This window comes from Caulobacter ginsengisoli (genome assembly GCF_030814835.1).
Taxonomy (GTDB): domain Bacteria; phylum Pseudomonadota; class Alphaproteobacteria; order Caulobacterales; family Caulobacteraceae; genus Caulobacter; species Caulobacter ginsengisoli.
Window position 1 is genome coordinate 282,866 of the sequence record NZ_JAUSVS010000004.1, and the last position, 14,057, is coordinate 296,922.

Below are 14,057 nucleotides of genomic sequence, written 5' to 3' on the forward strand. Positions count from 1 at the left end.
AAGCCGGCGCCTTCCAGATCAAGGCGCGGGCGGTTTGATCCAAACCGCCCGCGCCGCGCATTTGGGGGACGCTTTTAGACCTAAGCCTGTCCCGATCTGATCCGTCCGAAAGCCGAGCAATCCTATGCCCCGCGTCCATCCTCTCTCCGACTACCGCAACTTCGGCATCATGGCCCACATCGATGCGGGCAAGACCACGACGACCGAGCGGATTCTGTACTACACCGGCAAGAGCCATAAGATCGGTGAAGTCCATGACGGCGCGGCCACCATGGACTGGATGGACCAGGAGCAGGAGCGTGGCATCACCATCACCTCCGCCGCCACGACCGCCTTCTGGAACGGTCACCGGCTGAACATCATCGACACCCCCGGGCACGTGGACTTCACCATCGAAGTCGAGCGCAGCCTGCGCGTGCTGGACGGCGCGGTCGCCGTGCTGGACGGCAACCAGGGCGTCGAGCCGCAGACCGAAACCGTCTGGCGCCAGGCCGACAAGTACAACGTCCCGCGCATCGTGTTCGTCAACAAGATGGACAAGACCGGCGCCGACTTCGACATGTGCCTGACTACCATCCGCGACCGCCTGGGCGTCAAGGCCGTGCCGATCCAGATCCCGATCGGTTCGGAAGCCGCCCTGAAGGGCGTCGTCGACCTGGTCCGCATGAAGGCCATCGTCTGGGACAGCGAAGGCCTGGGCGCCAACTACCACGACGAAGAAATCCCGGCCGACATGAAGGCCAAGTGCGAGGAAGCTCGCCACTACATGATCGAGAACGCCGTCGAGCTCGATGACGAGGCGATGGAAGCCTATCTGGGCGGCGAAGAGCCCTCGGAAGCGGTGATCAAGAAGTGCATCCGCAAGGCCGTGCTGACCGGCGCCTTCTATCCGATCCTGGCCGGCTCGGCCTTCAAGAACAAGGGCGTGCAGCCCCTGCTCGACGCCGTCGTCGACTATCTGCCCTCGCCCCTGGACATCCCGCCGACCAAGGGCATCGACTTCCGCACCGAAGAAGAAGTCGTGCGCAACGCCTCGGACGACGAGCCGCTGTCGGTCCTGGCCTTCAAGATCATGGACGACCCCTTCGTCGGCTCGCTGACCTTCTGCCGCATCTATTCCGGCAAGCTGGAAACCGGCATGAACCTGCTGAACTCGACGCGCGACAAGCGCGAGCGGGTCGGCCGCATGCTGCTGATGCACTCCAACAACCGCGAAGACATCAAGGAAGCCTATGCCGGCGACATCGTCGCCCTGGCCGGCCTGAAGGACACCCGCACGGGCGACACCCTGTGCGATCCCAACAAGTCGCCGGTCATCCTGGAGCGCATGGAGTTCCCGGACCCCGTCATCGAGATCGCCATCGAGCCCAAGTCCAAGGCCGACCAGGAAAAGCTGGGCGTCGCCCTGGCCAAGATGGTCGCCGAAGACCCCTCCTTCACCGTCTTCACCGACCAGGAGTCGGGCCAGACGATCATGAAGGGCATGGGCGAGCTGCACCTGGACATCAAGGTCGACATCCTCAAGCGCACCTACAAGGTCGAGGCCAACATCGGCGCGCCGCAGGTGGCCTACCGCGAGAGCCTGGGCCGCAAGGCCGACATCGACTACACCCACAAGAAGCAGACCGGCGGCACGGGCCAGTTCGCCCGCGTCAAGATCATCTTCGAGCCGGGCGAGCAGGGCACGGGCTTCGTGTTCGAGTCCAAGGTCGTCGGCGGCAACGTGCCCAAGGAATTCATCCCCGGCGTCCAGAAGGGCATCGAGTCGGCCAAGGACAACGGCCTGCTGGCCGGCTTCCCGGTCATCGACTTCAAGGCGACGCTGTATGACGGCGGCTACCACGACGTCGACTCCTCGGTCCTGGCCTTCGAAATCGCCGGCCGCGCCGCCTTCCGCGAACTCCGCGAAAAGGGTTCGCCCAAGCTGCTCGAGCCGATCATGAAGGTCGAGGTCGTCACCCCCGACGAGTATATGGGCGACGTCATCGGCGACCTGAACAGCCGCCGTGGCCAGATCCAGGGCTCGGAAACCCGCGGCAACGCCCAGGTGGTCACCGCCATGGTGCCGCTGGCCAACATGTTCGGCTATGTGAGCAACCTGCGCGGCATGTCCCAAGGGCGCGCCCAGTTCACCATGACCTACGACCACTACGAACCGGTGCCGCAACACGTCGCCGACGAAGTCATCAAGAAGTACGCTTAAACCCTCACCCCAGACAAAGACGCCCCGCTGGGGCTGGAGCTAGAGAAAATGGCCAAGGAAAAATTCGAACGCACCAAGCCGCATTGCAACATCGGCACGATCGGTCACGTTGACCATGGCAAGACGACGCTGACGGCGGCGATCACCATGATCCTGGCCAAGTCGGGTGGTGCGACGGCGAAGAAGTATGAGGACATCGACGCGGCGCCGGAGGAGAAGGCGCGCGGGATCACCATCAACACCGCGCACGTGGAGTATGAGACGCAGAACCGTCACTACGCCCACGTCGACTGCCCCGGGCACGCCGACTATGTGAAGAACATGATCACCGGCGCCGCTCAGATGGACGGCGCGATCCTGGTGGTGTCGGCCGCCGACGGCCCCATGCCGCAGACCCGCGAGCACATCCTGCTGGCCCGCCAGGTCGGCGTGCCGGCCCTGGTGGTCTACATGAACAAGGTAGACCTGGTCGACGACGAGGAGCTGCTGGAACTGGTCGAGATGGAAGTGCGCGAGCTGCTGTCGAGCTACAACTTCCCGGGCGACGACATCCCGATCGTCAAGGGTTCGGCCAAGGTGGCCATCGACGGCGGCGACGCCAAGATCGGCGAAGACTCGATCCTGGAGCTGATGACCCAGGTCGACGCCTACATCCCGCAGCCGGAACGTCCGCTGGACATGCCGTTCCTGATGCCGGTGGAAGACGTCTTCTCGATCTCGGGCCGCGGCACCGTGGTCACGGGCCGGGTCGAAAAGGGCATCGTCAAGGTCGGCGAGGAAGTCGAGATCGTCGGCATCCGCCCCGTCCAGAAGACGGTCTGCACGGGCGTGGAAATGTTCCGCAAGCTGCTGGACCAAGGGCAAGCCGGCGACAACGTCGGCGTGCTGCTGCGCGGCACCAAGCGTGAAGACGTCGAACGCGGCCAGGTGCTCTGCAAGCCGGGTTCGATCACCCCGCACACCGAGTTCACCGCCGAGGCCTACATCCTGACCAAGGAAGAGGGCGGCCGTCACACCCCGTTCTTCACCAACTACCGTCCGCAGTTCTACTTCCGCACCACGGACGTGACCGGCATCATCCACCTGAAGGAAGGTGTCGAGATGATCATGCCCGGCGACAACGCCGAGCTGAACGTCGAGCTGATCACCCCGATCGCCATGGACCAGGGCCTGCGCTTCGCCATCCGCGAAGGCGGCCGCACCGTCGGCGCCGGCGTCGTGGCCAAGATCATCAAGTAGGGTTCTTCACCCCGCTGATCTGCAGAGAGCCCCGGAGGGAAACCTCCGGGGCTTTTTGCTGGGCCGGCTCCGGGCGTTGGGCGCGGCTACCCATAATGGTGCGACATTCTGGCAGAATCGGATAAATATAACGACGTTATCCCTAAATTATAAGAGCCAGAACCTAGGTATAAAGCCGCCATACCCGGATTGAGTATTGCGCCGGACGTGCGACATATTGGCAATATTAAACTATAGAATGCCACATTAACTCCACATTCTCGAATTGGGACCAGATATCGCCTCGTTAAGCCCGCGTTGGGGCGAAGGAACTGGCGAATGCGCAATCGCAAGAAGCAACTCATCACGGCATTGACGATGTCACTGGTCATGGCCTTCCCCTTGGCCAGCCATGCCGATCCGGCCAAGAACCTGGCGGTTGCCGGCCGCGCCTTGACCTTCCTGGAAAACGGCCCGAGCGGCTCGGCGGTGCTGGGCGTGGTCTTTGACCCGTCCAAGCCGGGCTCGGTGGCTGAGAAGAACGCCATCATGGCGGCTCTGGGCGGCGGCTACGCGGCCGGCTCGCTCAAGCTCACCGGCAAGCCGATCGAGGTCTCCGCCGTGGGCGGCGCCAGCGGCGTGGCGGCCCTCTATGTCACCTCCGGCGTCAACTACGCCGCGGTGGGCGGGGCGGCCAAGGCCCGCAAGCTGATCACCATCGGCTCGGACCCGGCCTGCGCCGCCTCCGGCGCCTGTGTGATGAGCGTGGCCACCGACCCCAAGGTCGACATCGTCGTCAACCGGGCCACGGCCGCCGCCGTCGGCGTCGCCTTCAAGGCCGCCTTCCGCATGATGATCCGCGAAATTTAAGCCCGCCCAGCGGCAAAGGAAACTCCATGAACAAGCAAATCCTGATGGCCGGCGTCGCCGCCGGTCTCGCCCTCGCCGCCTCCGCGGCCCAGGCTCAGTCGGTCGACTACGGCTCGCTCCAGCAGCTGTTCGACGAGCCGGTCACCACCAGCGCCACGGGCTCGCCGCAGCGCTCGACCGAAGCCCCGGCCGACATGCAGATCATCTCGCAGGACGAAATCCGCCGCTCCGGCGAAACCAGCATCCCCGGCATCCTGCAGCGGGTCGCCGGCATCGACGTCCTCAACTTCTCGGTCGGCCAGTCGGACGTCAATGTCCGCGGCTACGACCAGATCTCCTCGCCCCGCCTGCTGGTGCTGATCAACGGCCGCCAAGTCTATCTCGACCACTATGGCCTGACCATTTGGCAGACCCTGCCGGTGCAGCTGTCGGAAATCCGCCAGATCGAAGTGGTCAAGGGCCCCAACAGCGCCCTGTTCGGCTTCAACGCCGTGTCGGGCGTGATCAACATCATCACCTTCAATCCCAAGTTCGACGACCTCGACGTCGCCAGCGTGCGGGTCGGCGACCACGGTTTCCGTGACTATTCGCTGGCCACCACCTTCAAGCTGGGCGAGGCGATCTCGGCCCGGGTGTCGGGCGGCTCGCGGCAGCAGGACGAATGGGCCCGCACCGGCCCGTTGCCGCTGGCCTCGGACGTTACCGATCCCAACACGGTTCAGGCGGCCATCGATGTTGTCGCTCAGCTGAACCCCAAGACCGACCTGCGCGTCGAAGGGTCCTGGTCGAGCTCCCACCAGGACGGCCTGGCGGTCAACACCTACACCACCGACAAGATGATCACGACCTCGATCAAGGCGACCCTGACGGCCGACACCGACTTCGGGCTCATCCAGGTCCAGGGCTATCAGAACGGCCTGACCGCCAAATACCCGTTCGCGCTGTGGAACAACACAATCACCGTGTTCAGCGCCCAGGATCTGTTCAAGATCGGCGCCGACAACACCATCCGCCTCGGCGCCGAATATCGCCACAACACCCTGAACACGGCGCCGCTAACCGGCGGCGAGGTCAGCTATGACGTCTACTCGGCGTCGGGCATGTGGAACTGGGCGATCACCGAGCAACTGACCACCACCGCGGCCCTGCGGGTCGACAGCCTGAAGCTGAAGCGCGAGGGAACCTTCCCCAACCGCATCCCGCTCGACGACAACAGCAACTGGGACCGCACCATCACCAAGCCCAGCGTCAACCTCACGGCCGCCTGGCGCCCGACGGCCAATGACACCTTCCGGCTGTCCTACGCCCAAGGCGTGCAGACCCCCAGCCTGATCGAACTGGGCGGCGTTCAGCTGGCCAGCACGCCGTTCCCTGGCTTCACCATCGACATCATGGGCAATCCCAACCTCAAGCCCTCGATCGTCAGCAACTACGAGCTGGCCTATGACCGCCAGTTCTCGGCGGCCAAGATCGGGGTCCGTCTGTTCGAACAGGACTGGAAGGATATCAAGAGCGGCACCGACACCTCGGGCCTGGTTCTGCCGCCCACGGCCACTCACAACGCCGCCATCTATTATATCAACGCGTCCGACTCCAAGATGAAGGGCCTCGAACTGACCGCCTCGGGGAGCTTCCTGCCCGGCTTCAACTGGCGCGCCGACACCACCTATACCGACGTCAAGGACAGCCCGTTTGCGGGGGTCAACGTCACCAAGAAGTATGTGGCCTTCCAGTCCACGACGCCCAAGTTCCGGGGCAATATCGGCCTGGACTGGACCAAGGGGCCCTGGGAAGCCGACGCCAACCTGCACTATGTCAGCGAATTCAAATTTTACAGCATGGCCGCGGTCACCCTCGAGCCGGTCAAGGCCTACGCCTCGCTGTCCGCCCGTCTTGGCTACCGGTGGGATAACGGCCTGGCCCTGGCCCTGAGCGGCCAGAACCTGCTCAAGGAGCGTCAGGAACAGACCCGCGGGCTCGAAGCCGAGCGCCGCGTCCAGGTTTCGCTAAGCAAGTCCTGGTAGGTAAGAGAGCCGGCCTCGCGGGAACCCCGCGGGGCCGGCGCCTTTTGGAGACAAGAGATGAAGCGCTTCCGACTGATCAATCTGTCGCTGGTCCTCAAGATGGGCTTCGCGCCCGCCTTCGCGGTCCTGATGATGGCCCTGGCCGCCGGCGGCGCCTATTGGAGCCAGACCCAACAAACGGTGGCCATAGACCGGATCGTCAGCCAGGACATGGCCATCAGCCTGGATCTGGCCGGCATCTCCAAGCGCATCACCGCCGTGCATGGCAAACTCTATCTGCTGATGACCAATCACGCCGCGGCGCCGACCACGGACAGCACCGCCGATCTCCAGAAGCTGATGACCGACGTCGACGCCATCAAGGCCGAGCTGGTCAAGGTCAAGACCCAGATGCCCAAGGCCAAACAGGCGCAGTTCGATTCCATCATCAAGGACCTGACCGACTATCGCGGCGGCATCGAAGTGGTCGGCTCGATGCTCGGCATCGACTTCAACACGGCGGCGGCCTTCGTCGCCCCCTTCGAAGTCCAGTACGACCGGATGACCAAGTCCCTCGACGCTGCCACCGCCGAGGTGCAGGCCGAGGCCAAGCAACACGCCGAGGCCAGCGCCGCCCAGGCGAGCATGACCGGCAACCTGGTCCTGATCGGCACCCTCCTGACCCTGCTGGCCGTGGCCGGCATCGCGGCGGCCTCGATCCTGGGCGTTCGCAAGGCGATCAAGGGTATCGCCGGCGCGACGGAAGCCCTGGCCGGCGGCGACGATCGCCTGGACCTGGAGAGCCTGGCCCGCGGCGACGAGCTGGGGGCCATCGTCACCTCGCTGAACGTGTTCCGTGACAACCAGCGGCGCATCGTCGGCATGCGCAGCGAACAGGAGGTCATGCAGGCCCGCGAGCTGGAGACCCGCACCACGGTCGAGCGCGAGCGCGGCGAGGCCCAGGCGGCCCAGTCCGCCGTGGTCAGCGCCCTGGCCGATGGGCTCTCGCGCCTGTCGGTGGGCGATCTGACCCATCGCCTCGACATCCCTTTCCCCGCCGAATACGAATCGCTGCGCACGGACTTCAACGCGGCGATCGACAAGCTGCGCAGCGTCATGCAGGTGATCGTCGGCACCACCGGCCAGATCGGGTTCGGCACCGAGGAGATCGCCGGCGCCGCCGAGGATCTCTCGCGCCGCAGCGAGCAGCAGGCCGCCGCCCTGGAAGAAACCGCCGCCGCCCTCGACGAGATCACCGCCACGGTGAAGAAGTCGGCCGAAGGGGCCGGGCACGCCCAGGCGGTGGTCCAGACCGCCAAGGCCGGCGCCGCCTCGGGCGGCGACATCGTCCGCCAGGCCATCCACGCCATGGGCGAGATCGAGCAATCGTCGAACCAGATCGGCCAGATCATCGGGGTGATCGACGAGATCGCCTTCCAGACCAACCTGCTGGCGCTCAACGCCGGGGTCGAGGCCGCCCGGGCCGGCGACAGCGGCCGCGGCTTCGCCGTGGTGGCGCAGGAGGTGCGCGCCCTGGCCCATCGCTCGGCCCAGGCCGCCAAGGAGATCAAGGAACTGATCTCAGCCTCGTCCAGCCATGTCGGAACCGGCGTCCAACTGGTCGGACGAACGGGCGAAGCACTGGCGGCCCTGGTCACCCAGGTGGAGCAGATCGATGGCCTGGTCGGGGCGATCGCCGCCTCGGCCAAGGAACAGGCCGTCGGCCTCAACGAGGTCAACGCCGCCGTCAATCGGATGGATCAGGTCACGCAGCAGAACGCGGCCATGGCCGAGGAATCGACCGCCGCCACCCACGCCCTCAAGTCGGACGCGGTGGAACTGGGCCGGTTGATGAGCGAGTTCCGCACAGGGGCCGATAACGCTCCGGTCCGGCCGGCTTCGTCCCAGGGCCGCAGCCGCCCCCAGATGGCGACGGCGACCTCCCGCCCGTCCGCTTCTCCGCCCCGGCGCATGGCCGACAAGCTGCGCGCCAGCTTTGGCGGCGGCGCGGCCACAGCGGCCAAGGAGTGGGAAGAGTTCTGAGCAGGCTGGCGACCGGCTCGACAAGCCGGGTCCGCGCCCCTTACTAACTGTTCCATGACCGCCGCTCCCGCCAAGCGCATCCGCCGCGCGCCCGCCGACCTGCGGGCCGAGGCCCTGGCCGCGGCCCGGCGGCTGATTGTCGAGGGCAAGGAGCCGGTCCTGACCATGCGGGCGGTGGCCGACGCCATCGGGGTCACCTATCCCAACCTCAGCCACCATTTCGGCTCGGCCGCCGGCCTGCACGCCGCCATCGCCGAGGACCTGGTCCGCGAACTGCTCGACAACATCAGCGCCATCGGGCGGGAGATGGAGCACAACGACTCCGACTTCACCCGGCTGGTGGATCGGGTGTTCGACCTCTTCGACCGCGACGGCCTGGGCCATGTCATCGGCTGGCTGGTCCGCTCGGGCGACAACGCCACCATCGAGCCGGTGCGGGCCCTGCTGGCCGACTTCATCGACGAGCGCCGCCGCCGGGCCGGCGAGGCGAGCGGCAAGCGCATCGCCGAGATCGCCCTGATCATCACCTTCGCCGCCTATGCGGAAGCTTCAGCGGGGACGCTGCTGGGCCTGGCCTTCGGGGTGGACGCCGACCAGCGCCGGGCGGTGGTCGCCAGCGCGCTCAACGCCGTGCGCAACACCCGGCTGTTGACGGGCACATAAATAGTAATTGACGTTGGCATAAATAGTGGTTACGGAGGCTCAACAGCCTGGAGCCCTGCCATGTCCGTCACCAGCCACACCCCCGCCGACCTGACCATCACCCCGCGCAACCTGACCTTCGGCCGCAGCCAGGCGCCGGCCCATTGGTGGTATGGCGGCCAGGTCGCCCCGACCGCCTTCTACAACGCGCTGTCGATGACCTTCCCGGCCGGCGAGAGCTTCTTCATCCGCAGCGTCCGCCACTATCGCGACGACGTGGCCGAGCCCCTGAAGAGCCAGATCGGCGACTTCATCGCCCAGGAAGCGGTCCACAGCCGCGAGCACGTGCATTTCAACCGCCAGGTCGCTGACAGCGGCTATGACATGGCCGACAGCCAGAAGGCCTTCGAACAGCGCATGGCCGATACCCGGGACCGGCCGCCGCTGTTCAACCTGACGGCCACCGTCGCCTTCGAGCACTTCACCGCCATCCTGGCCCACGCCTGGCTCAAGCATGACCGCTACTTCAAGGGCGCCCCGGCCGAGACCACCCGGCTGTGGCGCTGGCACGCGTTGGAAGAGGTCGAGCACAAGGCCGTCGCCTACGACACCTTCCTGGCGGTCACCGGCGGCATGCCTGGCTGGAAGCGCTGGATGCTGCGCGCCAACGTCATGCTGCGGATCACGCCCCGCTTCCTGAAGAGCCGGCTGGCCGACATGAAGCTGATGTTCCAGCAGGACGGCGTCGACACCGCCTCGACCTGGCTGAAGGTGTTTGGCTACCTGGTCATCTATCCGGGCCTGCTGCGCCAGGTGCTGCCGCTGTGGCTGATGTTCTTCCGCCCCGGCTTCCATCCCTGGATGCACGACGACCGCGACCTGCTGGCCGCGGCCGCCGGTCAGCTGGGTGACAGCGCGCCGTCGGAGCGCGCCGCCGCCTAGCGGACGCTGAGCGCCTTGCCGGACGGCAGGCGCACGGTAACGACGGTCGGGGTGACGGTGGCGGCCTGGGCCAGGCCGCTGGTTTCGGCGCCGTTGAAGGTCTTGCTGTTGAAGCTGACGCCATTGAGCTTGGCGCTGTTGAAGACGAAGCCGTTGACCCTGAGTCCGTTGGTCCTGAGCCCGTTGAATCCGAAGCCGTTCAGGGTGACGCCATTCAGAGTGACGCCATTGGCTTGCTCGGCGGCCCTGGCGGGCAGGGCGGCGGCGGCCAGGACGGCGGCCAGGGCGGCGATGGTGAGAGTCTTTTTCATGCGGAATTCCTCCGAGAAGCGTGGGGTTCGATAGGGGGTGGGGCGGCCGCGCCGAAGCCGCGCGAAATCACAGGTTGGACAGAGTCACTTCGACCCGCCGGTTCTGGGCCTTGCCGCCCCGTTTGGGCGGCTTGGCCGACAGCGTGGCGTCCGATCCGGCTGGCGTGGCCTCGGCAGCGTCGGTCAGATCGCCAGTCCCGTCGTCCGCGACTATCCCTTGGGGGAAGGCGGCGGCGGGGGCGGAGGCGGCGGCGGTGAGGGACGGGGTCCCGGATCCGTTTCGCCCGGAACGTCACCCAGGCCCAGCAGGCAGATGCGCGCCGAGGGCGCGGCCACGCCTGGCTTGGACGCGCCCTTTTTGGGCGGCGGCGGCGGCGGCGGCGGGGGCGGCGGAGACGAGCCGCCGGCTTCGCGAATCTTCTGGATGTCCGGGAGCAGGAGGCCCGGCAGCACCTCGCTCTTGCTGGGCTTGCTCAGCGTGGGGGAAGCGGGCCGGGCGGGCTCGGCCATGACGGATGCGGCGGAGGCGGCGGAGAAGGCGACGGCCATGGTCGCGAGAAGCAGGGTCTTGTTCATTCAAGGGTTCCTCAGAACAGGTGGGAGCCCGACAGGTCGTGTTCTTGTTGTTGGCGGGGCTTTTGCCGGCGCCCGACCGTTGCGGGCAGTTGCAGCGGCATGCAGCGAACGGCGCTCGGCTACCCAGAATGGTTGCATGAAGTTGCACGGCCGGTGCAGACTGGCGCCATGGCGACTCCCTTCTCGGCCAAGCTGGAACTGGTGCTGAAAATTCTCTCGCTCAGCCGCGCCCGGCTGGCGGCGGACCTGGCGGTGGACAAGTCGGTGGTCGGCCGCTGGGTGTCCGGGGCGGTGGTTCCCTCGCCCCACAACATGACCGCCCTGACCCGCTATGTGGCCCAGCGCGCGAGCGGCTTCACCATGCTGGACTGGGACCGCGAGCCAGCCGACCTCGCCGCCGCCCTGGGGGTCGAGACGCCGGGCGGCCCCGCGCCGCTGCCCCAGATCGACGGCCTGCCGCTGTCGCTGCTGCCGCAGATCCGCGAGGCCACCGCCGCCCGGGCCGCCGACCTGCAGTGCTTCTTCCGCACCACCCGCCCCGCCGAAGCGGCGCCGGGCCATTTCGTCCATGACCAGGGTATCGTCCGCCTGCACGACTGCGGGCTGCTCGAGGTGAGGATGGGGGTGGGCGAGACGGTGTTCGAGGGCTGGCTGCTGCCCTTGCGGGCCCAGTTGACCTGTATCGCCACCGAAAAGCACACCGGGGCCATGGTCTTCGCCATCTTCAACGCCGGCGGGGTCAGCGGCCGGCCGCGCCGGCTGGACGGGGTGCTGCTGGGCACCAGCCAGGGCTCGCTACCCGGCGTCGCCGCCGCCCCCATCGTCCTGGACCGCATCGGCGAGCTCAGCGGCGACCGCGAGGCCGACGAGGCTCACTACCACGCCCTGCTGGCCCAGAACCCCCTGGCCCCGCCCGGCTCGCTGCCGCCGGAGGTCGAGGCCCAGCTGTCCCGCGATTTCGGCCCGGCCCAGATCGAGAGCGGCGGCGACTGGGTGCTGCGTTCGCCCTACCACCGCTCGATCACGACGGTGGAATGAGCGGCGCCCGAGCGTTTTTTCGGCCAATCCTGACTTCGCCCCCTGACGCTACGTCGCCTCAGACGTTATGACAGCGCTCCCGGAACCTGCGAGGCCGCCCCATGCCCGACCCGTCCCCGACCCTCGTCCTGCTTGGCGGCGGTGGTGATCTGGCCCGGCGGATGCTGTTGCCCTCGCTCTGTCACCTGGACATGGACGGGCTGCTGCCGGAGGGCCTGCGGATCGTCGGGGTCGGCCGGGCCGAGGGCGATGCGGCCAGCTACCGCGAGGAGGCCCGCCAGGCGGTCGAGTCCCGGGAAACCATCAAGGCCAAGGCCTGGGAGCAGTTCGCCCAGCGCCTCGACTACTGTCCCGCCGACGTCACCAAGCCGGACGGGGCCAAGGCCCTGGCCGAGCGGATCGGCGAAACGGGGCCGCTGGTCATCTTCTTCGCCCTGTCGCCCAGCCTCTACGCCCCGGTCTGCAAGGCGCTGCAGGCGGCGGGCCTGACCGGCGAGAACACCCGGCTGGTGCTGGAAAAGCCCATCGGCCATGACCTCGATTCCTCGCTGGCCATCAACGCCGCCGTCGCCGCCGTGGTCCCCGAGGAGCGGACCTTCCGCATCGACCACTATCTGGGCAAGGATACCGTCCAGAACCTGATCGCCCTCAGATTCGGCAACATCCTCTTCGAGCCGCTTTGGACCAGCCGGGTCATCGACCATGTGCAGATCACCGTCGCCGAGACCGAGGCCGTCGCCGACCGCTGGCCCTATTACGACGCCTTCGGGGCGATGCGGGACATGCTGCAGAACCACATGCTGCAGCTGCTCTGCCTGGTGGCCATGGAGCCGCCGATCAATCTCGATCCCGACGGGGTGCGGGACGAGAAGGTCAAGGTGCTCAAGTCCCTGCGCCGCATCCAGCCCAACACGGTGCGCGAGGACACCGTGCGCGGCCAGTACGGCCCGGGCAATGTCGGGGGCAAGCCGGTCAAGGCCTATGCCGACGAGGTCGGCCAACCGACCCGCACCGAGACCTTCGTGGCCATGCATCTGAGCATCGACAACTGGCGCTGGGCCGGCGTGCCCTTCTTCCTGCGCACCGGCAAGCGGCTGCCCGAGCGGCGCACCAACATCGTCATCCAGTTCAAGGACCTGCCCCACTCGATCTTCGGCCCGGCCGCCCAGGGCGACCTGGTGGCCAACCGCCTGGTCATCGACCTGCAGCCGGACGAGGACATCAAGCTGACCCTGATGAACAAGTCCCCCGGCATCGGCGGCGAGGGCATGCGGCTGCAGGCCCTGCCGCTGTCGCTCAGCCTGGCCGGGGCGCTGGGCGAGAAGCCCGACCGCCGCCGCATCGCCTATGAGCGGCTGTTGCTCGATGTGTTCCGGGGCGACCGCACCCTGTTCGTTCGCCGCGACGAGGTCGAGGAGGCCTGGCGCTTCGTCGACGCCGTCGCCGACGCCTGGGACCAGACCGGCATGGTTCCCAAGACCTACGCGGCCGGGACCTGGGGGCCGAGCGGGGTCTATGGCCTGATCGAGCGGGATGGCCATGGCCGGACCTGGCATGAGTAGGCCAACTATCGAGCCCTGCGCCGACGCCGGCGCCGCGGCCGAAATCGCCGCCGCCGCCATCGAGGAGGCGCTGGTCCGGGCCGTCCAGGCGCGCGGGGAGGGGGCCTTCATCGCCACCGGCGGGACTTCGCCGGGCGAGACCTATGACCGCCTCGCCCAGGCCGAACTGCCCTGGGCCAAGATCGCCGTCACCCTATCGGACGAGCGCCGCGTGCCGGTCAGCGATCCGATGTCCAACGAGGGCCAGCTTCGGGCCCGGCTGCTGGTCGGCAAGGCCGCCGCGGCGCGGTTCATCCCGCTCGAGGAAGAGGCCATCGCCGCCGCCGAGCCCTTCGACGTCGCCCTGCTGGGCATGGGCGAGGACGGCCATTTCGCCTCGCTGTTCCCGGACAGCCCGCTGCTGGCGGAAGGCCTCGACCCGGCCGACGGTCGCCGCCGGGTCATCGAGGTCCCGGCCGGCGAACCGGCCCCGCCTCAGCCGCGTTTAAGCCTGACCCTGCCAGTCATCGCGGCCTGCGACCTGATCCTGATCCTCACCAGAGGCGAGGCCAAGCGGCGGATCCTGGAAACCGGGTCCGGCCTGCCGGTCCACACCCTGCTTGCCCGGTCCCAGGGCCAAGTCCGCCTGATCTGGCATCCCTAGGAGGCC

12 protein-coding genes are annotated in these 14,057 nt (G+C 67.2%); 10 read left to right on the top strand and 2 right to left on the bottom strand.

Going from position 1 to position 14,057, the window contains the following annotated elements; translation table 11 throughout:
* Positions 1-124 precede the first annotated feature (124 nt).
* The 7 genes from fusA to QO010_RS13080 all read left to right on the top strand — a co-directional run bounded on the left by fusA (position 125) and on the right by QO010_RS13080 (position 9,921).
* Entirely contained in the window at positions 125-2,203 is a 2,079-nt protein-coding gene (gene fusA, locus QO010_RS13050; RefSeq protein ID WP_307349772.1) for an elongation factor G, read from the top strand.
* Positions 2,204-2,251: 48 nt separating this feature from the next.
* A complete protein-coding gene (gene tuf, locus QO010_RS13055) occupies positions 2,252-3,442 on the top strand; it encodes an elongation factor Tu (protein WP_307349774.1) in 1,191 nt (396 codons plus the stop codon).
* 318 nt (positions 3,443-3,760) lie between these two features.
* A complete protein-coding gene (locus QO010_RS13060) occupies positions 3,761-4,291 on the top strand; it encodes a hypothetical protein (RefSeq protein WP_307349776.1) in 531 nt (176 codons plus the stop codon).
* Between the two features lie 26 nt (positions 4,292-4,317).
* Positions 4,318-6,315, top strand: coding sequence for a TonB-dependent receptor plug domain-containing protein (locus QO010_RS13065; protein ID WP_307349777.1), 1,998 nt, complete (start codon positions 4,318-4,320; stop codon positions 6,313-6,315).
* A gap of 57 nt (positions 6,316-6,372) precedes the next feature.
* Positions 6,373-8,337 (top strand): methyl-accepting chemotaxis protein, encoded by a 1,965-nt coding sequence (locus tag QO010_RS13070; protein WP_307349778.1) that lies wholly within the window; start codon positions 6,373-6,375, stop codon positions 8,335-8,337.
* 54 nt (positions 8,338-8,391) lie between these two features.
* Positions 8,392-9,000 carry a TetR family transcriptional regulator gene (locus QO010_RS13075; protein WP_307349779.1) on the top strand — a complete coding sequence of 203 codons (609 nt, stop codon included), beginning with the start codon at positions 8,392-8,394 and terminating at the stop codon, positions 8,998-9,000.
* 60 nt (positions 9,001-9,060) lie between these two features.
* The gene (locus QO010_RS13080) at positions 9,061-9,921 is read left to right on the top strand and encodes a metal-dependent hydrolase (RefSeq protein ID WP_307349780.1); all 861 of its coding nucleotides are present in this window, start codon (positions 9,061-9,063) and stop codon (positions 9,919-9,921) included.
* Here the strand turns inward: QO010_RS13080 and QO010_RS13085 are convergent.
* Together QO010_RS13085 and QO010_RS13090 are read right to left on the bottom strand one after the other, a co-directional pair.
* Positions 9,918-10,232: a hypothetical protein gene (locus tag QO010_RS13085; RefSeq protein WP_307349781.1), complete on the bottom strand. Its 315-nt coding sequence runs from the start codon at positions 10,230-10,232 to the stop codon at positions 9,918-9,920. The two genes, QO010_RS13080 and QO010_RS13085, sit on opposite strands and share 4 nt — an antisense overlap.
* Before the next feature lie 210 nt (positions 10,233-10,442).
* Entirely contained in the window at positions 10,443-10,808 is a 366-nt protein-coding gene (locus QO010_RS13090; protein WP_307349782.1) for a hypothetical protein, read from the bottom strand.
* A gap of 168 nt (positions 10,809-10,976) precedes the next feature.
* On the opposite strand from QO010_RS13090, the gene QO010_RS13095 reads away from it, so the two are divergent.
* The 3 genes from QO010_RS13095 to pgl all read left to right on the top strand — a co-directional run bounded on the left by QO010_RS13095 (position 10,977) and on the right by pgl (position 14,051).
* Complete coding sequence (locus tag QO010_RS13095) at positions 10,977-11,846, top strand: hypothetical protein (protein WP_307349783.1); 870 nt, start codon at positions 10,977-10,979, stop codon at positions 11,844-11,846.
* A gap of 101 nt (positions 11,847-11,947) precedes the next feature.
* A complete protein-coding gene (gene zwf / locus QO010_RS13100) occupies positions 11,948-13,408 on the top strand; it encodes a glucose-6-phosphate dehydrogenase (RefSeq protein WP_307349784.1) in 1,461 nt (486 codons plus the stop codon).
* Positions 13,401-14,051: a 6-phosphogluconolactonase gene (gene pgl, locus QO010_RS13105; RefSeq protein ID WP_307349786.1), complete on the top strand. Its 651-nt coding sequence runs from the start codon at positions 13,401-13,403 to the stop codon at positions 14,049-14,051. Before zwf ends, pgl begins: the two co-directional genes overlap by 8 nt.
* The last annotated feature ends 6 nt before the right edge of the window (positions 14,052-14,057 follow it).